The 20,109-nt window shown below is 47.4% G+C and carries 17 protein-coding genes and 1 pseudogene; 2 read left to right on the top strand and 16 right to left on the bottom strand.

Translation table 11 applies throughout. The features are described 5' to 3' along the window. Window positions 1-11 precede the first annotated feature (11 nt). From GY169_RS20805 to GY169_RS20760, 10 genes and pseudogenes are all read right to left on the bottom strand, one after another. The gene (locus GY169_RS20805) at window positions 12-4,259 is read right to left on the bottom strand and encodes a DEAD/DEAH box helicase (protein ID WP_167577007.1); all 4,248 of its coding nucleotides are present in this window, start codon (window positions 4,257-4,259) and stop codon (window positions 12-14) included. A 425-nt stretch (window positions 4,260-4,684) separates the two neighbouring features. Continuing rightward, window positions 4,685-5,118, bottom strand: a pseudogene (locus GY169_RS20800) (integrase core domain-containing protein). A gap of 194 nt (window positions 5,119-5,312) precedes the next feature. Continuing rightward, window positions 5,313-6,023: a hypothetical protein gene (locus tag GY169_RS20795; protein ID WP_167577006.1), complete on the bottom strand. Its 711-nt coding sequence runs from the start codon at window positions 6,021-6,023 to the stop codon at window positions 5,313-5,315. An 863-nt stretch (window positions 6,024-6,886) separates the two neighbouring features. Further along, on the bottom strand, window positions 6,887-7,345 hold the full coding sequence (locus GY169_RS20790) for an IbrB-like domain-containing protein (RefSeq protein WP_163374925.1): 459 nt from the start codon (window positions 7,343-7,345) through the stop codon (window positions 6,887-6,889). A gap of 241 nt (window positions 7,346-7,586) precedes the next feature. Further along, entirely contained in the window at window positions 7,587-8,447 is an 861-nt protein-coding gene (locus tag GY169_RS20785; protein WP_167577005.1) for a hypothetical protein, read from the bottom strand. Then, window positions 8,440-8,916, bottom strand: coding sequence for a CaiF/GrlA family transcriptional regulator (locus GY169_RS20780; RefSeq protein WP_167577004.1), 477 nt, complete (start codon window positions 8,914-8,916; stop codon window positions 8,440-8,442). The genes GY169_RS20785 and GY169_RS20780 overlap by 8 nt, the downstream gene beginning before the upstream one ends. 156 nt (window positions 8,917-9,072) lie before the next feature. Continuing rightward, window positions 9,073-10,128, bottom strand: coding sequence for a fimbrial protein (locus tag GY169_RS20775; protein ID WP_167577003.1), 1,056 nt, complete (start codon window positions 10,126-10,128; stop codon window positions 9,073-9,075). Further along, window positions 10,125-10,868: a fimbria/pilus periplasmic chaperone gene (locus tag GY169_RS20770; protein ID WP_167577002.1), complete on the bottom strand. Its 744-nt coding sequence runs from the start codon at window positions 10,866-10,868 to the stop codon at window positions 10,125-10,127. Before GY169_RS20770 ends, GY169_RS20775 begins: the two co-directional genes overlap by 4 nt. Before the next feature lie 46 nt (window positions 10,869-10,914). Then, window positions 10,915-13,416: a fimbrial outer membrane usher protein StdB gene (gene stdB / locus GY169_RS20765; RefSeq protein WP_167577001.1), complete on the bottom strand. Its 2,502-nt coding sequence runs from the start codon at window positions 13,414-13,416 to the stop codon at window positions 10,915-10,917. Window positions 13,417-13,540: 124 nt separating this feature from the next. Then, entirely contained in the window at window positions 13,541-14,122 is a 582-nt protein-coding gene (locus GY169_RS20760; RefSeq protein ID WP_013367819.1) for a fimbrial protein, read from the bottom strand. A gap of 716 nt (window positions 14,123-14,838) precedes the next feature. On the opposite strand from GY169_RS20760, the gene GY169_RS20755 reads away from it, so the two are divergent. Continuing rightward, window positions 14,839-15,495 (top strand): MgtC/SapB family protein, encoded by a 657-nt coding sequence (locus GY169_RS20755; RefSeq protein WP_163374920.1) that lies wholly within the window; start codon window positions 14,839-14,841, stop codon window positions 15,493-15,495. Here the strand turns inward: GY169_RS20755 and GY169_RS20750 are convergent. The 4 genes from GY169_RS20750 to GY169_RS23495 all read right to left on the bottom strand — a co-directional run bounded on the left by GY169_RS20750 (window position 15,478) and on the right by GY169_RS23495 (window position 18,744). Next, on the bottom strand, window positions 15,478-16,092 hold the full coding sequence (locus tag GY169_RS20750) for a hypothetical protein (protein WP_167577000.1): 615 nt from the start codon (window positions 16,090-16,092) through the stop codon (window positions 15,478-15,480). The two genes, GY169_RS20755 and GY169_RS20750, sit on opposite strands and share 18 nt — an antisense overlap. Window positions 16,093-16,956: 864 nt before the next feature. After that, window positions 16,957-17,361 carry a putative zinc ribbon protein gene (locus GY169_RS20745; RefSeq protein WP_167576999.1) on the bottom strand — a complete coding sequence of 135 codons (405 nt, stop codon included), beginning with the start codon at window positions 17,359-17,361 and terminating at the stop codon, window positions 16,957-16,959. A gap of 394 nt (window positions 17,362-17,755) precedes the next feature. Then, entirely contained in the window at window positions 17,756-18,289 is a 534-nt protein-coding gene (locus GY169_RS20740; protein ID WP_167576998.1) for a secretoglobin family protein, read from the bottom strand. A gap of 122 nt (window positions 18,290-18,411) precedes the next feature. Further along, the gene (locus tag GY169_RS23495) at window positions 18,412-18,744 is read right to left on the bottom strand and encodes a hypothetical protein (RefSeq protein WP_223882129.1); all 333 of its coding nucleotides are present in this window, start codon (window positions 18,742-18,744) and stop codon (window positions 18,412-18,414) included. 57 nt (window positions 18,745-18,801) lie between these two features. Between GY169_RS23495 and GY169_RS23490 the strand changes: the two genes are divergently transcribed. Continuing rightward, window positions 18,802-18,954: a hypothetical protein gene (locus tag GY169_RS23490; RefSeq protein ID WP_223882128.1), complete on the top strand. Its 153-nt coding sequence runs from the start codon at window positions 18,802-18,804 to the stop codon at window positions 18,952-18,954. A gap of 26 nt (window positions 18,955-18,980) precedes the next feature. Here GY169_RS23490 and GY169_RS20730 read toward each other — a convergent pair whose 3' ends face one another. Beyond that, on the bottom strand, window positions 18,981-19,247 hold the full coding sequence (locus GY169_RS20730; RefSeq protein WP_167576996.1) for a helix-turn-helix transcriptional regulator: 267 nt from the start codon (window positions 19,245-19,247) through the stop codon (window positions 18,981-18,983). Between the two features lie 103 nt (window positions 19,248-19,350). Further along, window positions 19,351-19,932, bottom strand: coding sequence for an inovirus-type Gp2 protein (locus GY169_RS20725; RefSeq protein ID WP_167576995.1), 582 nt, complete (start codon window positions 19,930-19,932; stop codon window positions 19,351-19,353). Window positions 19,933-20,109: the final 177 nt, after the last annotated feature.

Genomic DNA, 20,109 nt, shown 5'->3' with positions numbered 1-20,109 from the left:
TCAGTCAATGTCTAAACATGATATCGCAATTTAGCATTCCTAACTTCTGAGCCATATTGAATCTGTGCAAGGATTTCTTGATTACAGAATTCATCAACATAGTCTTTTATTGCATGGGCTGTCTCAAGTGCTTTTTTATCTTGGGGCACATGCCCTGCAAGAGTCTGAGGCATAACTACAATACACTTGGCCATTGCACGCGATATAGCAACATTTGTACGTTCTAGTTGCATTAAAAATGTCTCTTCACCGATGATGACATCTGCATCACCTACTCCAAATGTTACAATGATCGTATGTCTTTCACCACCTTGAAATTTTTCTACAGTATCCACTGCGCTATCAATAAGTTCTCCTTGATCTGCAGGAAAAATAGATTTTAGCTCTCTTATTACCAGTGCTCGTTGGGCTCTATGTGGCGTCACTATACCAATGCATTTTTGCCAGAAGTGTTCGGCGGTCGGCGTATCATGAACACATGCTTCCCTGCCGTTCAAGTTATTACTAACTGTCTGACTTAATATCCAAGTTAAAGCAGAAACAATCTTCGCTTCGAAAATGTTACTCTGAGATGATAGTTCATCTTCATGTAATAATGTTAATATCTTTTTGTTTTCATCTAGAATATCAGACCATAAAGTAGACCAGGGAAGGGTGCTAGGATAGTTTGATAGTGGTTTCGGATATTTAGACAAGAAATGAAGGCTTGTTTTCTCATTTGATGCTTTAAGAGTAGATCTGTAACCTATAGTTCTTGCATACGCAACAATGTCTTCGGCAGAACGATAATTTTCTTCTAATGGACATGGCAATATTTTACTGCCAAAGGATCGTTCCATGAGATATTTCTGAATGCTGCTGACTAAATATTCAGATCCTTTTGGTGGTTCTAATGCTAATATTGGCGGCATCTGTAAATGATCACCCGCGATAATAACACGTGAGCTATCTTTTATTGTAGCTAACGGAGAAATAGCTGTAGTAACTTGAACTTGGGAGCTTTCATCTATGATTAAAATGTCAAAAATAGGAGCTACGGAAGAACCATGCATCCATTCGGCAAGTTTATAAGCTTGCATAGTAGATGTTGCGACTATTGTAGTAGATTTTGTATTCCTTAAACTTGCAATGCAATCAGCTGTTTCATTATTGCTATTTGAGAGTTTAAATGAAGATACTTTTAAGTGTGTTGTGCAACACGAGATGTTTTTTGGGGAGTGAGATTGTGAATATCCTACGAATATCTCAGTGTTACACGATTTTTCCGCACTTAGTGAGTTAATTACCCTTTCTATAAGTTCTTCAACTGCTTTATATGTTGGACCTGTTACTAAGACTTTTAAGGGGGCGTTGGTATTCATAGCATGATAGACCATGCTATGAATACATGCCGCTAATGTTTGAGTTTTGCCCGTTCCAGGTGGTCCCCATATTAGCGTTAATCCTTTTTCTGAAGCATGTGATATAGCAGCCATTTGACTATCATTCAAACCAAATTTTGCTTTCGCATATGAGGCAATAGATTTAGCATCTGCTGTTGAAATTATTGAATTATTATAAAGGGTATCAGCTTCCCATAATACGCGGGCAAGAGGAGTCACAACATCTTTGCCAGATTTTGCAGGTTTAGCCCCCATTGCATGTGCAGCGTTAGTATCTGCAACAGCTATTGATGGATTTCCAACTAAGCTTAAGATATTTTTTACTTTTTCGTACCATTTAAATGATGATTGCCCTTTTGTTATAAAAATATCATTCATGAAATCTATAGGCGAATTTGCGACAAGTAACTGAAAGAAATTAGTTTGCTTTCTATTAAATATTGATAGTACTGCCTTACGAGTGTTTCTATCGAATGAAATTAATGTTACGCTAAGTGATGACCATAAGGGAGTGGTCAACAATGCATCTTGAATTATAGAATAGTTAATACCCTTATTTAAGATATCTAATGCACGTTGTAATGGAAAACCAGGGAATCCTTCTTTTCCAAGAATCAAAAAACCATCATTGTCATCAAGTTTAGCCTCTGTAGAACCAGTTAGTACATCGAATACATACTCGTTAGGTTGACCTGTTGGTCTTCCATTTGTAATTCTAATAGCATCGTAGCTTGCCTCTAATGTCTCGGCGTCAAGAGCGATTCTCTGATGTGACTCTAATTTTTTTGTCTGATATTGTAATTCATCCCACCAAACCCATAGTTTGGAGTCAAAAGCAACATTTGTTGTACCTCTGGGGATAGAAAGAGAGAGTTTAGGAGCATTTGCCTTTAAATGCCCGCTGAAGTCAAATCGTAATTTATCAACAATACTGTTTAACGCTTTACATTGTTTTTCTAAAGCGTTTGCAAATTCTTGAATAACAGTATTTCTTGGAGATATGACACTTCCTCTTTTTATTGTGGCCGCATTGCTCCATATTTCATATATTCTTTCACGGGGTATACCATTAGTAAGAAACTCACGATAATAAGCATCTTTTTGTACGACAGGAAAGTTCCCGAAGTAATAGTTTGTTGCTGTGTCAAATAAAGTGATGACATGAGGTGATGGAGAGAAAACAACTCTCTTAATAATGTCATCAATGAATACTACACATGGGCTAACTGCTCCATCCGGTTTTTCTATAAGTTCATCCGCTGGGAATAACCATGCTAATGCTTTTGTTTTTCTATCAGTTAGACCAAGTACGCGTGGTAGATGTCTCCCCATCGCATTACATAACTCCTCAAACTGACGTTTTTCCCAAAATGCAATTTGAGCTGTGAGAGGGGTTTTTCCTGCTTCTCGAATATATTTTTCGGATTGATCAATCATATCAGATAGTGTAGATAATAAACCTTCGAGAGCGTTCCATTCATCGTCTAAGTTTTTCTGATCCACAACAAACGATTTAGTTGGGAAGTATCGTGGACTTTGACCTTTTATATAAGCAGTAGTTTTTCCTGTAATTGATAATCCCGTTAATAATCCGGCGCTTGGATCAAAGTTAACTGCTATACATGAATGTAGTTGTGGCCATGGAGCTAAGCTAGCAAGTACAGCTGAAGTATCAACATTTGTATTCGATGATAAAAGAGCATTTGCTCTTGCTGGGATTCGGCTGCGCTCTTTCTTTAAGTGACTATGAGATTGAAAAGCAATATCTGAAGGAGGCAATGTAGCGACATCGTTTGTGCAATTTATTCTGTTCAGATTAAGTGTTTTTCTTGCCCCTCGTGTCATTCCTGCGATTTGGCTTAGGTGGCCGGTAATTTTGGCTGCTGTGAAGCAGTAGTGATTGGGAAAGGCAGAAATTCTGGTTTTATCTTTTGTATTTGCCCATACTTCATTTCCGAGCCAGTCACAGGCACTGCATCGGCTGTCAACATGCCATTCCAGATTTTCCCAGCCTTTATTAGAACTATCACCAATAGAAATTACTCGCGGTAAATCTTCGCGAAAAAAATGTAACACTGTAGGTAGATAAAATCGAAGATTCGCATCTTCACTATCTGAAATAAGAGCGTTGATGTATTGCTCAGGTGCTATGTTGTTAGGGTTTAATAATAGCGTATCAAGTATGGACTGTCCTTGCTTGAATCTTGTCCATAGATAACTACGAATGGTGACGAAATATTTATTCTGCAACCCTTGTTTAATAATCCAATTTGAAAGGAGTAGCGCATACAATGCAACCTCAGCAGAATAACTTGGGTTTGCCTCACTTGTATGTTTAATATCAATAATGCTTAGGGCAAAACGTTTTTCTGTTGCAGTTTGTATAACATTCCGGCTTCCATTTGGTTTTATTTCCTCGTCGTCCTCCCTTGGCTCTCTTACTAAAATAATATCTGGTATAAGCCCTGCTATAGGAGGAATAAGTGAGGAGTGAGATGAATTAAGTCCAATGTTATTTAGAAAGTCACTTTGGAAATCTATTGGCTCAAATTTTCCTTGGAGAATGACAGACGGAAGAGAGTTGACTTTTTTTAATAAATCAGAAAGAGAAGCTTTGACTGGTTTATTTGTACCTAATTTATCTGGCTGGTAGATAACTCTACTACCAAAAGCTCGAATCAGTTGGTCGTTACGCTGATCCTCAAAATTACGACCGGCTGTTTGAAGAACGCCAACTCCAGGTCGAGCTTGCAAGGGAACCGGCATGTTGTGAGTAGCCAACTCAGAATCTTGGTGAAGAGATAAAAATAAACTTCTGTCACACTTTGATCTTAGAAACATTGACAAAGTGCTTTTTGATATTCTTTTATCTGCCATCTTATGATACCTATTTATTGGATCTACAGTTCTTTTCCTGAGTAACAGAATTGTAGAAAATATAAACTATATGTCATTAGATATAAATAATAAACGACTTTTATTGTTAGTTAGGCTCTATAATTCTCTATTTTAAAAAAAGAACTCCTATTGTCAAGTTTGTTATTATAAAATATCCTCTAAAGAGGAATTCTAAAAATCTATTTATCCTCATCCAAAGATTTAAGTCTTTTATAGGCTACGCAGCTAGCTACGGAGATTTGTTGTGCAAATCCATGCTTTTAACCTGCTCCCGTTGATTAACACACCGCGATGTTAGTAATGTCTTCTTGTGACCCAGACCCCGAATATGCTCCAAGCATAATCAGGAATAACCGGCTTCATTTTGGCTGCATATTCTGGCAACCGACAGATTTTTCTGCAAATTAGGACGGGGTTATCCATCCCAGCGTAGAATGAGGACGTCTCTGGTTATAGTGTATGCGCCAGTCCTCGAGTTTGCACCGTGCGTCCTCCAGGAACATTAACCCGTTCTCGTTCAGACATTCCTGTCGCAGTCTGCCGTTGAACGACTCCACCGTGGCACTGTCCGTCGGTGTTCCCGGCCGTGAGAAGTCTATTCGGATCCCTCGCTCATACACCCATTTGTCCAGCACATCCTGCAGCATGGCCTTGTCGAGGCTCAGATCGGCAACTAGCTTCTTCAGCCTGAGATTCTCTTCCTCAAGCTGCAGCATTTGCTTCAGCTCAGAGGGCGAAATGCCACCGTATTTCTTGCGCCACGTATAGAACGTGGCATCGGAAATACCCAGTTTGCAACAGACATCCGGTGCGGACCTCCCAGTTCAGCCTATTTCAGGGCAAAAACAACCTACTCTTCGGTGAATCGTGATTTTTTCATCGGCACCGCCTCCGTTCAGGGAGTGTAGATCATGCCGGAATTCTGTTTCTGAATGGCGCAGGATTTTGGGTCAGGGTCAGAAAAGCGCACTTAAAACGGTTCTCTCCCGTTAATAAATCATGTTAACTCGCGAGAGAATCTTCTTGGGAGCCTTAGGATGATGCTTGCTCCTCAGTTGGCGTTGCTGCAGAAGTATCAGGGTTCACATCGTTACACGGTGGATGGTTCCTGAGCCAAGTCTCGAATAAATGCCCAAATTTAGATCCCAGGTAGATATCTTCAATCTGGGAAATTATATAACCTATAACAGTAATAATAGCGGAAGCATAAATCAATAAAAACAAGATAAACAACCCTGTCTCTTTGCTTCTCCAGAAAGAAGAGATGGCATCCCATCCTGCATAGATAAACATAGCAACTGCAAATACCCCGAACAAGGTAGTTATCACGTAGGACCTGCGGACAACCTTAGTGTTAACACTGAATCCTTTCTCAGGATAGTGACCGATAATAGTGTTTTTCAGAAAACCTCGCAGACGTACATCCAGCGAGCTAATATTTTCAGCCGCCATACAGGAAACCAACTGGTGACAATGCCACACAGGCAAATACATTCCCAGTTGTTCATATAAAAGTTTCATCTGAACAAGAACATGCGGCGTTGTTGTTTTTTCTTTTAATGCATCAATTTTTGAAAAAATCTCTACTTTCTTATCCGCAGGAATTTTATCAAACTGGTATTTTCGTTTAGGTCGTGGGTTACCAACGATTTTTCCTGTCCAGTCAATAATTTTCTTTATCAAATACAGAACTACGGGGATGAGCAACCCTGTAACAATATCAATCCCAGAAATCGATGACATTCTTATACTCCTTAAACACGTAATATCAATACTCAGGCCAACCAGGATAGCATAGCGAGTTATACCGTTTCAGTACAGATGAATTGTTTTAGAAATCACTTGTTGATACAAATACAGCTATATCATTAATCGTATCCACTTTTTTATTCTCAAAAGGCAGACCTGTCTTCTCATCGTGATGTTCCGGGAATAATTAGAATAAATCGATGGATCTGTATGAGATTTAATGCTGATTCATCTGTTGTTCTAAAGCAAGGTGTGTTTATCGTTATGAAAAAATTTATTTGTTTGAGTTTAGGATTGTTATTCCTTGCTTATTGATTTAGCACCATTGTGATGTATGTATATCAGCGATATTGCAGGGGCTTAAAGCGAGTGGTTTACTGAATTTTGAAAGTTAATCTTAATCAGTGACTGGGTTAGTTCTGGTTTTCTGAAGATTAAAGGACACTTGATAAAGATAATGACCATCTAGTCAGAGTGTGAAGTAATGGGTAGTGATTATTCTAAAAATACGAAAACATATGATGATACCAATGAGTTAAAAATCATTGGTATCAGAGGATGGCACTGACAGTCTTATTGGGGGGGATATGTACCAACGAATAAGAAAGACTCATACCGGGATTGTGGTTGTGCAGACGGCTCTAGGGAAAGTTCGTAAAACTGTGAAGTTGTATCGAACAGATAAAGCGTGGGTGGTATCCGCTGGAGAGTCATATAGCCTGGACTGCGGGAGCAGGATAATCGGGAGTCCACGGGCAGGTATTCTTTTGTTGGACAGCATCAAACCCCTGTAAGTAAATTGGGGAAATACATAGTTAAGGAATCATGTTTTCTGTCCTGAACTATTCTGAATCAAATTATTTGGAATTGATTATCACCTGTTCACGAGTAACCGCCGCCATCAGCGAGAAAATAGCATCATCTTGAGGGCGGATAATTGTCACGGGGATATGCCCACGCAGCCTCTTACGTAATAGTGGTTTCTGACTGAGAAGATAACGCTGATAGCCATCCATCACGTGATAATGAAGTTCTTCTGCCCGTCCCACAGTGACAACGATAGGTTGAGTAAAACCGTCCTGTAGCAATGACAGCTCCAGTATTTTTCGCTCAACCGGGCCAATAGTATCAGGATTATAGTCATTAGCTATTACGCACTCAGCTGGTATCCACTGGACGCAACCGACGGGTTCATTGCGAAACGGGCCATGATAGTGTATGAATCGTTGCAGGCTGTTCAGTGCAGCAATTTTCTCTAAATCATTCATTTTTGAAAGCCAGTCTGCAAGTGAGTGTACGATATCTTCGGGTAACATAATTTTTATTCCTGCATCAGATAACAGGCTTCAGTCGTAAGAGTTGCCATTATGATGGTTATTTTTGAGTACATTATATTAAAAGTAATCAGGTGACAGTGGGTTATATGTCAGTAACTGGACAGCAATCCTGAGGGAATATCCGCAATGATCACCTGTATGTGTTAACTTATTTATCGCTCCTGATTCTGTCTGTTCTTTTGCGAGTCCAGCAGCAGCTTTTTATCATTTTTCAGTATATTCAGGACATTGTCTCGTTAGAGAGAGTTGTTATGCAATTCTTTTCAACCTTGGCTATCCGTCGTTCTCTGACCTCAGAGCGTATATTTTCCACCTCAGCAGGTGATATGAATTCTGTTCTTTGCAGGAAAGAACAAAATCGTGTGCCATAAAGAATGTCACGCAGACGTGCTGGCATCTCCAGTTGCATCAGTAAACGGTGTTTTTCATTCCATATTTTGCTTTTTGGGGCATCTAATTCAGTAATAAGCTCATCCCTTGTCTGAAAACCAGACCAGATCGCCTGGAGCATTCGCATACGAAAAGGTGTGATTTTTCTGTCGAGCATTTCCCGATATATCAGTAACGACATATAGTCCATCAGTGGTGCTTCGAGGTGGAATATCTGAGGCACTTCAGAAAATCCGGCAGGAAGCGTCGGAGATTGCAGAAATTCCGCCAGAAGGCTTTTTTCCGGACAATAACCGGAAGGAACTGTCAGGAATTCACAGAGTTGCTGGCTGGTTACCATCATGGATAACTCGTCATGCATCATGCAGGGAAGATCGCCCCATACCCTGAGCATGAGTCTGTCGTTGAAGAATATCTCGTCGCTGATGACCAGGGCAGGATGGTCAGACAGCTCCTGTCTGAGGGCGTAAAAAAGGAAAACATGCTCTCGTGGACGAAGACATAAAATCAGTGCCGCCCGTGGCTCAACCGTGAGCTGCTCAATCAGTGATGGCAGGTCGAATATTGCCCGGCACTCACTGTCCGGCAGCATGGTCGTGGTCAGGCTCTGTACGGCACTGACCACAGGCCAGCAGTCACCATAAAGAATGACGTTCCTGCTTGCGGGCATTTTTAGTGATGGTTCAGTCATTGTTCGTCCCCCCTTTTACCGGGGATGGATTACCTTTTCTCAGGTTATTCCAGATAAGAGTGGCCTGTGTCGTGTCTGCATTACCAATACGTTTGCGGGTCAGGCGTCTTTTCTCCCCGGGGAGACGTTTTTTACGGGAACCGGGAGGCATCACGCGGGTGACCTGAATTTCGTAGCGATAAACGTTATTGGCCAGTAACATTTCACGACTTTCAACGATTACTCGTCGGGTTTTGTTACGCAAATAGGCCATCAGGAAACTGGCCCGCTGGACAGGTACACGGAACGCCTCCGAAATCTGACTGCGGTTGACCCAGTCGTGCTGTTGCAGGCACCACCACGCCACCAGGATATACAGAGGTTCTCCACGATACTGACGGACGGACTCCGGTATATAACAGGCATCATATCCGGCCTGACTCGGGTGATGTGTGTGGTCTGCTTCGTTAATTTTTTTCTCTGAACACATAATGGCAACTCCTTAACCGGATAACAGGGGGCCCGGTAAACCCGCTGACAGCGTCCCTGTTTCCGTTGTTTCCTTTTTCAGTCTGTGATTTTTTGTCTGTTATTTTTCATGTCATGCCCCATGCTGCAGAGCGCCCGATATCCACATGTGACGTCTTCAGTTGTACGTCACAGTCACCACCACATCCGCTGAGAAAGGCCCTGTTTTCAGTGGTGCACCGGCATCCTGTTCCAGCAGTGCCGTATAGTTTTTACTGACCGGCGTCGCGGGGATGCCGGTTCCGCCGGATTTCAGTTTGCCCAGGTCGGAGGGCTGCCCGAAGGTCAGCCTGTCGCCGGAAGACGTGTCCAGAATGCTCAGTTTCAGTCCGTTCGCCTGACCATCCTCGTTTGTCATGCGAGCCGCCTGACCGTTATCGGTCAGCGTCTTACCGGTGGCGGTAAACGTGGTCTGCAGGGGGATGGTAAAAGTTCCATCGGGTCCCCCGACGCCCATCCGCTGACCCGCCGTGACCGTAAAACGGGCCCGTTTGGCCGGATTCTGATAATTCGTGTAGATGTGACCGAGGTTGACCGTGGTGGGGCTGAGACTGACATAGCCAAAGTTGTCCGGCATATAGCGGATGGAAAACGCGGTGGATGTCAGGTATACACCCGGCGAGGAGGTGAGATTCGGGCCGGGAATGATGCTGAAGGCGCTCAGGGCGGGGACCTGGACAATCTGCGCACTGTCGATTCGTTTCGCCACAAACAGTCTCAGTTTAAAGGTGGCAGAACGAGGAATATCAGTGGCGTTGGATGGCATGGAGGCACCAAACCTTTTCGTATTCTGTATCTGCATGTCGTGCCAGGACCAGGTCACCTCTGGCTGCCCCGTTTCCTGCAGGATGATATCCAGCCCCAGTCCGGCACGCTGAAGGGCATCAACCACCCCCTGAAAGTCTCCCAGTCTCTGCAGCGAGGGAGCAAAGATGGCCTGGCTGTTCAGCTCGGTCGTACACTTATACGACAGGGGATACGCCGGGGAGGTGTACAAAACCGTTCCGTCAGCGGGTAGCCGGCCCGCGTAGAAGGTGATGTTCTGTAGCGGAAAAGTCGTGATGCCCGTTCCTGTGCAGGAGGAGTGATCATTCCAGTCTGCCGCTGCTGCCGTGAGGCTGTACCCGGCCAGCAGACAGAACACCGCCGGCAGAAGGCGTCTCCGTACTGTCATGGTGTTGTCTCCCGCAGTGACATGGCACAACGCTGCGCGTTACAGGTGTACTGGTTCATCTGCAGCCCGCCGTAGTCGTCCACGTACCCTACCCACAGCCGGGTGGACCCGGCCGGCAGGATGGCCTTCACCGGCAGCGCGCTCAGCGGGGAGACCATCACCCCCTCGCTGAAGCCTTCAAGGCGCTCACGACGGGTGGTCCCCAGCCAGGCGAGGGTGATGTGGTAAGGCGTCGGATTTTTCAGGACCAGCTTCCCTCCCTCCCGCTCCACCGTCAGTTTTTTCTCTGAGGTGTCATTGCTGCCTTTTTTAATGGCAACCGGACGGTAAAACAGCTTCAGCCTGCTCTGCAGGGCCAGCTGCAGGACATTCGTTGTCTCCGGCTCTGGCGGGATTTCGCGGACGTTGAACCAGAACAGCGTTTCCCGGTCCGCCGGCAGTTTATCCAGCCCGGTCCCCTGTACCTGCATGATGCGGACCTGCGTTTTCTGACCGCCATCAATTCGCTGCAGCGGCGGCAGCACCATCAGCATGCTGCTTCGTCTGCCGTTGCTGTCATCCACCCAGGACTGGGCCAGAAAGGGCATCGTTTTGTTCTCATTGGTCAGGGTGACGGAGACCGTTTTTTCGTTCCCGCTCATGATGACCCGCGTGCGATCCGCGTTGACGGCGGCCTGCGCGTTCAGGCTCCACGCCGCCAGGGCAATCACCGCGCCCCGGGTAATACTGCTGTGTTTCACTCTGTGTTCTCCCTGTTGTTCGTCCGGGGAAAACCCCGGAAAAGGCTTACCGGCAGGGCAGCAGAAGCGGCCCCTGGCTGAGCGTCAGGTCTGCCGGCAGGGTCAGCCGGCACTGCACGCGCCCGTTCCAGGAAACCGCCAGCGCGCTGCGGTCTTCGTCACCGATGCCGGTCAGATATGCCAGCCCGTCATCGCCCACCATCCCCGGTGTTTTACCCGTTTTCTCTGAAATCACCTGCGCACCAAACGGCGGTGCTTTGCCGTCAGCCAGGCGGATATGTCCCATGACCTGCGCCCCCCGACTGGCGCTGATACGCCGGTAACCAATCGCCCCTTCCGTCAGGACCTGGCTGATAACCGAATCACTGACCTCCACATCCTCCGGCAGACGGGTGACGTCGACCGCGATGTCGCTGCGCTGATAGCTGCCGCCACCGCTGACCACCGCAATTCCGAAGCGGTTGGTCACGCCGTTGTTGCCGGAGACCGGGACGCCGGCCACGCCGCCGGTATCCACCATCATCCGGGGCTCATTACCGGACAGGGACTGGCTGAGGGCCGCACCATGCGCCGTGGCGGTAGCCGAGCCATACCAGCTCAGGCCCAGACTGCGGTACTGACCGGGTTGCAGGGTGGCATCCGCGCTGACCTGTCCCCAGGGCATCCGGCTCTGGAGACTGCCGCTGAAGTTACTGTTGCTGCCGGTACTGTCATCACGACGCAGCCCGGCACTGATATTCCACGTGGTGTCGGGATGGCTGAAATCGCTGTAGCTGACGTTCTGCTGCAGGCTTCCCCGGTTATCCCGCTGCGCGTTATAGCTGACCTGACGTCCTTCCCCCCAGGGAACGGTCACGGAGGCATAAACCTGGTTCTGCGTTCCGCCGCCGGCGTACTGGTTACGGGCCAGCGACAGGGAGGCAGAAATTCCGCGAATGGCCCCGATGCTGAAGCTTTTGTTCAGACTGAGCATCCAGTTATTGTTTGATTCCGCATTCCAGTAAGCCAGCCGGCTGACGGACAGGGAGGCGCTCATGGCGGGAGCGGAAAAATACTGGTTGTACGTGAGGGTATAACTCTGCTTTTCGTGCCAGACGTCACCGCCGTTCACCGCCCGGCGCGCCAGATATTCCGGGAGGGACAGGTAATGGCGGTCTGAAAACCGGTAACCGACAAACGCCAGGGTGCTGCCGGTTTTATCGAAGGTTTTGGCATAGTTTATCCGGTAACTGTATCCGGTCTGACGCAGTCCCTGCGGCAGGCGGGTATCCGAGCGGGTGATATCCGCGGACACCGCTCCCAGTATCCCCATGTTCTGGCCGACACCCAGCGCAAGGGACTGATAATCCCCGGTGGAGGCGATGACCCCGCCGTAAAGCGAGGTGCTGTTAAAGGCCCCCCAGGTGGCCTCCCCCAGCAGAAAGTCCGGGCTGACCGCCCGGTTATTGTGCGACCCGCCGTAAAGCGGACGACCAGCCGCCACCTTATAACGTAACAGTCCCCGGCGGGCCATGAACGGGACGCTGGCGGTGTTGACCTGCCATGTGCGTGTGGTTCCGTTACTTTCCCGGAGCGTGACATCCAGATTACCGCTGATGTTCTGACTCAGGTCAGGCAGGACAAAAGGGCCGGGAGACACACGGGTCTGGTACAGGATGCGACCGTTCTGGCTGACGGTGACCTCAGCATTACTGTTCGCAATGCCGCTGATTTGCGGGGCATACCCCTGCAGGGACGGTGGTAGCATACGCTCATCACTGGCCAGCGTGACGCCGGCGAAACGGAAGGAGTCAAAAATGGCAGAATTGAGGTAAGTCTGCCCCAGCGTCAGCCTGGAGCGCACCGATGGAAGGGGACGGAACAGGTAGGTCTGGGGCAGATAAAAATCGGACTGTGTGCTTCCCTGACCAGTGTCATACCGGCTGTACTGCCAGTCACTCCGCAGTCGCCAGGCCCCCAGATTCAGTCCACCGGTGCCGTACAGACTGTAGCTGGTACTGGAGGTACCCTGCTGCGGCATATAACGACTGACCATCAGGTTATAGTCCAGCAGCGCGCCACTGATGCCCTGACTCCAGCGGGCAGGGGGAACCCAGTTCGGGTCCTGATACTGCATCCAGGCCTGCGGTATCACAAAGGTCAGTCGCTGCTGCGCCGCGCTGTAACGCACCTGACTGTCCGGTGTCCGCAGGTCCAGACAGCGTTTGCTCTGTGTACCGGAAACGGGTTTCAGACGACTGAGAGTCTCCGCGTTCAGGCCCAGCATATCCACCAGCTCAGGCGTCACGCAGATGACGGAGTCTTCCTCGTTGCCGGCCCCCTTAACCGGGACCACACTGACAGGATACTGCTCCCGGACAGACTGCTCGTTCAGCCAGATATCCAGCAGATAGTTGCCCGGCGCAATATACCCTTCCCGGCTGAAGGCCGAGAGGTCAGCGTGTTTTCTGTCCTCTGTGTTCAGCATATTGACGTTAAATTCCGTGGCCAGTACCGGGCGTGCGGAAAGCGTCAGGGTGATGAGTATGGCGAGCCGGGTCAGTTTCATGTCTTTGGGTTCTGTCTGCGGTTATCACCGGGAATGCGGGTGCGGAAAACATTGTCAGAGGCAAAACCGTCCCGGCGCCCCTTCCGGGACGGTCTGCACAGCCACTGCTTTTATTTTTCTGGGATCAGAGGTAGGTCAGGGTGTAGGTGACCTGAGATTTAACCTCACCCGGCGTGGCGGCACCAAGAGCCAGCAGTCGGGCAAAGAAACGCAGTTCATTATTACCGGGCTGCAGCTGCTGGGCATCAGCATCGGTCGGAACGTAACCCGGTGGGATCGGTGTGCTGTTATCGTTTTTGAGCAACTGGACAGCAACGTTGGTGGCACTGCCCGTATTCACATACCCTTTATTATTGCTGGTTGCGTCCCCGGTAAAGGTTACCTTCACTTTAGACATCAGACCCTCCGGGCGGGTTACCGGCGATGCGGTATCCGGGTCAAATGAACAATCTGTCAGATGAATAACAATCGGCTGGGATGCTGTGGTGGCATCTGCTGTTTTCAGGGCGCGGTAAGACACCTGGCCAAACTCCACTTTCAGAGCGTCATCACCCGGTGCGATGTTGCAGGGGGAGTTAGTCACTGTACCGTGGAAGAAAATGGTGCCCTGTCCAAAGGGGCCCGAGGTGGGAGGGTCGGCAAAGGCGTTTGTACCACTCAGCATGGCTGCGGTGGCTAACACGGTCAGGCAGGTTTTTCTGAACATATCAATTCCTTGGTTACAAATAAAATAATCCAGACAGGCAGGTGTTGATACATGAACTGAATAATATTCAGACGAGTTTTCTCTCATCCCGGAGAGAACTGATAAATATTCCCGGTTCAGGAAGGTCAGACGTAAATATTAATAAATGACATAGCCACAGTTCATGTGTGGTTATTTATAGGAAAAATCTTAGCGAATTAAAATTGAACAAAATCGATCGTATCGATCGAGTATATCGATCGTAATTTAAGAATAATTTTCATGATTACGGTTTCCGTGGGGAATATAAGGCAGGAAACATGATGTTATGACTGGGTAAAAAAATTCAGGTTCTCTTTTCATTACAAATTAATCTTATTATGTCATACCTTTTCAAAGGCCGTAAGTGAAAGTTCTGTTGTTGTGCCGAAAATTACTCGGAAATGGATGGTTACGTTGTTTTGCTGTTATTTGGTGGTATAAACAACCACAGAGTGTGGATTTTATGGTCAACCATGTTGGAGGGGTAATTGCAGAGGTATGAGATATTTACATTCACTGAATTGTGATGGTTGTCACAAATTGTTTATTGTTTCTCACTTAGCGTATAGCGATTTGGTTGGTGTATTTTTGTGCAGCTGAAGACAGTCATCATTCAGCTGACAGATTCGATTGTTATCCTCCGGTTTCATTAAACAGAGTTGTACTGAATATTTATTAAGAAATGGATGTAAATAATGGTTACTGATTTACTACTCAGAATTGCACTGGCTGGATTATTAGGTGGATTTATTGGGATTGAACGTCAGCTGCGTGCGAAGGAAGCGGGGTTACGAACGCATATTCTGGTTGGTATTGGTAGCGCCATGTTTATGATTGTTTCCAAATATGGTTTTGAAGATATTCTGCTGGAAAGCCATGTCGCTTTAGATCCAAGCCGTATCGCTGCACAGGTGGTCAGCGGTATGGGATTTCTGGGGGCCGGAACCATAATCATTCAGAAACAGGTTGTTAAGGGACTGACTACAGCCGCAGGTATGTGGGTTACTGCGGCTATTGGCTTGGTTATCGGGAGTGGTTTGTATGAAATTGGTATCTACGGGGCCGTATTAACGCTTGTTGTACTGGAAGTGTTTCGTCAGTTGAGTAATCGCTTGTTAAGCAGACACTGTGGTTTGCTGGTTAAACTGGGTCCGGATAGCGTTCCTTGGGTATTTACTGTGCTTCAGACGAGGTCAATACGTTTTGCTTTTCGCTCTCTGAAAAAAAGTTCCTCAGGAGAGAATGTATGGGAATTGCTTTTGGTCCTGACATTGCGTCCCGGGAGTTCCATCAGCGATCTGTGCCCGGAAATTTTGAAAATAGAAGGGGTTAAATCAGTCGCTATCAGATAAGTTGTCAGAGAAATATGGTGTTGTTGACCAACACCCGAAGTGTGAAAAAAAGACACAGGCATCTATCTCTGAATGAAGATGTCCGTGTGCCTGAAGACAGCGGGTTATCTCTGAATCCAGAACATTATCATCGCATGTGCTCTGGTTACTGTATATCCAATAATTTTCCCCTGACATCAAAAGATACCAGTTAGCCAAAACCAGCTTTTCTTTTAGCCAGTTCTGTTTTATTAACTCTAACGTGTTTTTTAACCCTTCATACCTTTTCATCATACCCAGTCGCTGAAGCTCGTTCAGTAAAATATGACAAAGAGATGGGATGTCAGTTGTGAATGGTTCCGGTAATTCGCACGATGGCGGGAGGACATATGCTGGCCTGGTTACAGGATTCAGACACCGCACCAGAAAAACTGGTGCGATGAATGCAATTTTTTTTCCATTTGAAGAAGCTGCGTTTACCCAGGTCAGAGTATGATAACGCAACGTTTCCTCATGTGAGTCTTCCTGATCAACATTATTATTAGTCATTTCATCCAGTCGAAATTGTATTGTCGCCAAATAATTATCTGGTGATGTAATTGATATTTCTTTACGCATTATTTAACTCCTGAAAGGAAGGTGCAGCAGGAATGATTTTTGTACGGAGATGTTATTCAGCGTGGAATAAAAAAGAGGGACTCCAGGGTCCCTCGAATACATCACATTTTAGAGCATTTTGAAATCGTACCAAATCTTCATGAGGAGAACTGGTAGGAGCTTTCTTTATGATGTAGGTATGTTTAACAATACTGTGATTTAGATCTGATATTTGAACATACGCAGCGTATAGCTGGGGAGCGTCTTTAGTTTCGTCACTCAGTCAGGGAAAGATACTGGGGCTCTGTGTAATCGCTGCAGGTCGAAACGACAGGGCATTTTCCTGTAATAATTTATGCTCAGCGTCAGAGTGTCCTGCCTGGGTTCTGTCCACTCTTAAGACGCTTATTTTTGTTTCATTACTCTGATACAGTTCATTCGTTATTCGGATTGTATTGTATGCCTGACGGAGCAAAGTTTTTATTGTCTGGAAACACTTCTCCGGAAGTAGGTCGTGTCGGGAAAGGTAAAAAGTGTCCTGGTTGAGCATCAGTAGTGTCTGATATGAGTGGGGATAAGTTTTGCTTCCAATCCATCTGAGAATTGTTGGTGGCGATGGTCTGCCGCTCAATTGTCGGATTGCTGCCAGTTCACTTACTTTTCGGTAGACGGTATCCTGAAAACACCCTATTGACTCAGGGCTGGGGCAGTCCAACGTCAACCGAAATACAGCCAGACGTGGGTATTGGTCGATGGCCTGCTGAACCACCCGCTTTACTTGCTGTATTTCTGTCAGCTCATCGTTTAAAAACTCCATAAGATTTCCTGAAATAACATGAGTGTTAAAGCGATCTTCATCATATTAAGGAAATAACCCATGCCCAATCAGTTCGCATCTGATTGTTTGTCAGTTTCTTCGATACTGTAGATGCCTGTTCCGCATGAAGTGCAATGCTTTTTCCCACTGTAATGATTTCCGCACCACACGCAATGCCAGAACAGCACCATTACAGGTGCATCCAGATTGCCGATGATACTGCGTAGTTTTTGGCATCGAGCTTCGGCTTTCACTTCAGGATCGAGATGGGTACATTGCATCAGAACGTTCGTCGTCACTGTTCGCTGGTCATGTTCAAACCAGGGGGACTCACCAGATGAACCCGCATGAAGTATCAACTGGCAGCCACAGGAAGAGCAGGTCCATACCCTGCCTGGTGACTGCATCGCGTCTTTAGCAGTCACAATGTGCCCGTCACGATTATTGGCAATGTAACATTTCAGCATGCGCATGCCAGTACCTCGATCTGGATGTTATGTACTGTAATGTATCTATCGGTATGGCAGGTCACACAGCGCCGTTTATCGTTGTGTGCGAGGAAGAATTTGGCAAACATCTTCAGACTCCTGAGGGCAGGCGCAAGTCGTCCCGAAAAGGGAAGCCTGTGCCTTGCGATTAGATGATTAAAGGGGGGATTGGTGTGGCTGTCACATAATGGAATGCTGACGTAAAAACTGTCAGACTCAGAAATCGATACTTCGTCGGCGCACGGTTAACTGATGGTCAGCTACTCCGTTACAGCCATACAGTAAGCGCGTATTTTTCTGCTCAATCCAGGTCATATGCTCCGGTACATTGCGCATGCCGCTCGGTACCGGATCGCTGTTACGGACAGGTATCCGACCTTCATAGTGGCCGGGTGGCACGAATGTAATCCTCAGTCAGTGCCGATAAACCATTGAACTCTTTTTGTCGTGTATTGATCCATTTCTTCAGCGTGGCCGGAAACAGCAGATGCAGTGCGTACCATGCTTCCGGCTCAATCCCTTTCACCAGCTCACACCAGCACAGCAACATCAGTGATTCACGTATACCGGGCTGTGGATACTGGCGGAAGAGCAGCGATAACTGCTCAGCAATGGCACTGAGTCCCAGTCGGTAACATTCACTGCGCAACATCCCCGCCAGCGCTGGCCCCTCAGCACGTTTAATGATACGTCCCGCTACCGATTCTTCTTCCACACAAGCAGCCTGCGTTACTGTCAGCAAAAACTGCGGGATAATGAGCAGTCCGGTAAGCCCGTTTGGTAACGAGCAGGACGTCACTGTCAGCCTGTGCCACTTTTTAATTTCAGGCTGGCAGAGCCCATGAGTGACCTGCAGCCGGGTGAGGTCATCAAGCCAGGTCTGACAGTGCGCGGTAAAAATGGTTGAGTTCATCTGTAAATCCTTATCGTTGAATCGCAGACAGCGCCGTTCCGCTAGTGTGAAGCGGTGCGGGAAACGGCATCTGTGGAAAGTAATGCGGGATTGGGGGAGGATGATGTGCTTTCGTCTCTGGCTCAGTTGCCGGTAAACAGCAGGTATTCATCCATCATCAAGGTTAAAACGGGATCACTATCCTGGCGGTCACCCAGCCAGAGATAAAGCGCGTCGTCTGGCTGTCCGACCAGACGCTCCAACCAGTCGCAAGGGTCATCCCCGCACATCAAATCGCACCAGCACAGCCAGACTATTTTGTGTCGGATTTCCTGACTGGTCAGTCGCTGTAGCATCACCAGCAGTGCCCGTTGTACCGGGAACTGCTTCAGTCGGGCGCATTCACTCAGCAATATGCCTTCCAGCATGGGATGGTGAAGCAGCAGCGTGGTGTCTGAATCCAGCCGGGTGGACATGTCCTCTGTCACCGTGATGACCGGAGGTTGATTACCGCAGAACAACCGGTACAGAGCATGAGGTACCACGGCAGTGACCTGCCCCGTACCCGTGAAGCGGAGCGAACCTATGGTGAGCTGATGACTGGCCTGGATGTTCGGGTGACACAACCCATGTCGTACAGCCAGACGGGTGAAATCGTCCAGCCAGCGCTGGTAATGCTGCAATAGGAAGTCATGACGGGAATACGGCGTTTTCATGACAACGCCTCTACGGGAGTTACAGTAAGTTTGTGGGTCATTGCCAGGGCGGAATTCTCCCCACGGGATGCATCAATGCGGGCCTGTAGCCAGGCTTCGACTTCACTCTGTCGCCAGCGGGAACTACGACCAAACTTGATGGGGGCCGGAAACTCACCGTTTTTGATGAGCTTGTAGAACCATTTATCGGTTAATCCGGTGAGATGGGTAATGAAAGCCATATTGACGAACTGGTCTTCAGACAGGGAAGGTTTAATGGTCATGATGAGATTCTCCGGTAGCTAAGTAAGTACCGGAGTCGTGTGATGAATCACTGTAGCCTTCTCCGGCATAACAACCGGAACTGACGTAAAAAAGTGCGTCGTTTTATCGAAGCCCTCGCGGTCTGCCCAGTCCACTTGCGGGTGGTACCTCGCTGGCCCCGTAGTAAGTCTGCCCGTGTTTTGATTTCTCCTTGGCGAGGTAGCTGATGATATAGCGCAGGTTGTCGATGGCTGCAGCATCATCGTAATTGACGGGACGGGTGATATCGGCTTCGTAGCATTTCTTACGATCACAGCGATTGTGGTACCCCTCACCCTGTGTAATCTTCTGCCAGACAGCCCCTGCCTGTTCAGCCATTGGAAAGGTGGCCTGGTTATGGTGACCATCAAGATACATCACGATATGGGCATGGCATTTGTGTCGGGAAGTACACTCCAGCACCCAGAAGTGACCTACGATGTTGCTCTCTAACATCAGATGTTCTGTTAACTGACGTACCTCCCTTTCTGTCTCGTACCATCCGTGATGGTTATAACGCCACGTGTCATTCTGATAGAACACATCGAGTCTGAGGGGCTGAAGGCGGGAGTAACGTCCCAGTAGCTGATCAAGATGGTGGTTCAGTAACGACAGCAGGAACCAGTTCATCGTGTATTTGCGGTTCCAGGGCCAGGGAAAGTCCATGATTTAATCCTCTGTAGTGTGTGTACAAAGGAAGGTGGTGATACGTAATTTTTATGCAGGAAAGTCACGGTATTTCTGTTTACTGAGCAGTACTGTGGGAACAGGAGATATACAGACGGGTTAAGCGGATCACAGCGGGAGGGGATATGAAGAGGAAGTTCTTAAAACATGAAGACC

The organism is Kluyvera genomosp. 3, assembly GCF_011765685.1.
Taxonomy (GTDB): domain Bacteria; phylum Pseudomonadota; class Gammaproteobacteria; order Enterobacterales; family Enterobacteriaceae; genus Kluyvera; species Kluyvera georgiana_A.
Note: the sequence above shows the minus strand (reverse complement) of the source record. Positions and strands in the feature narration are given on the sequence as shown.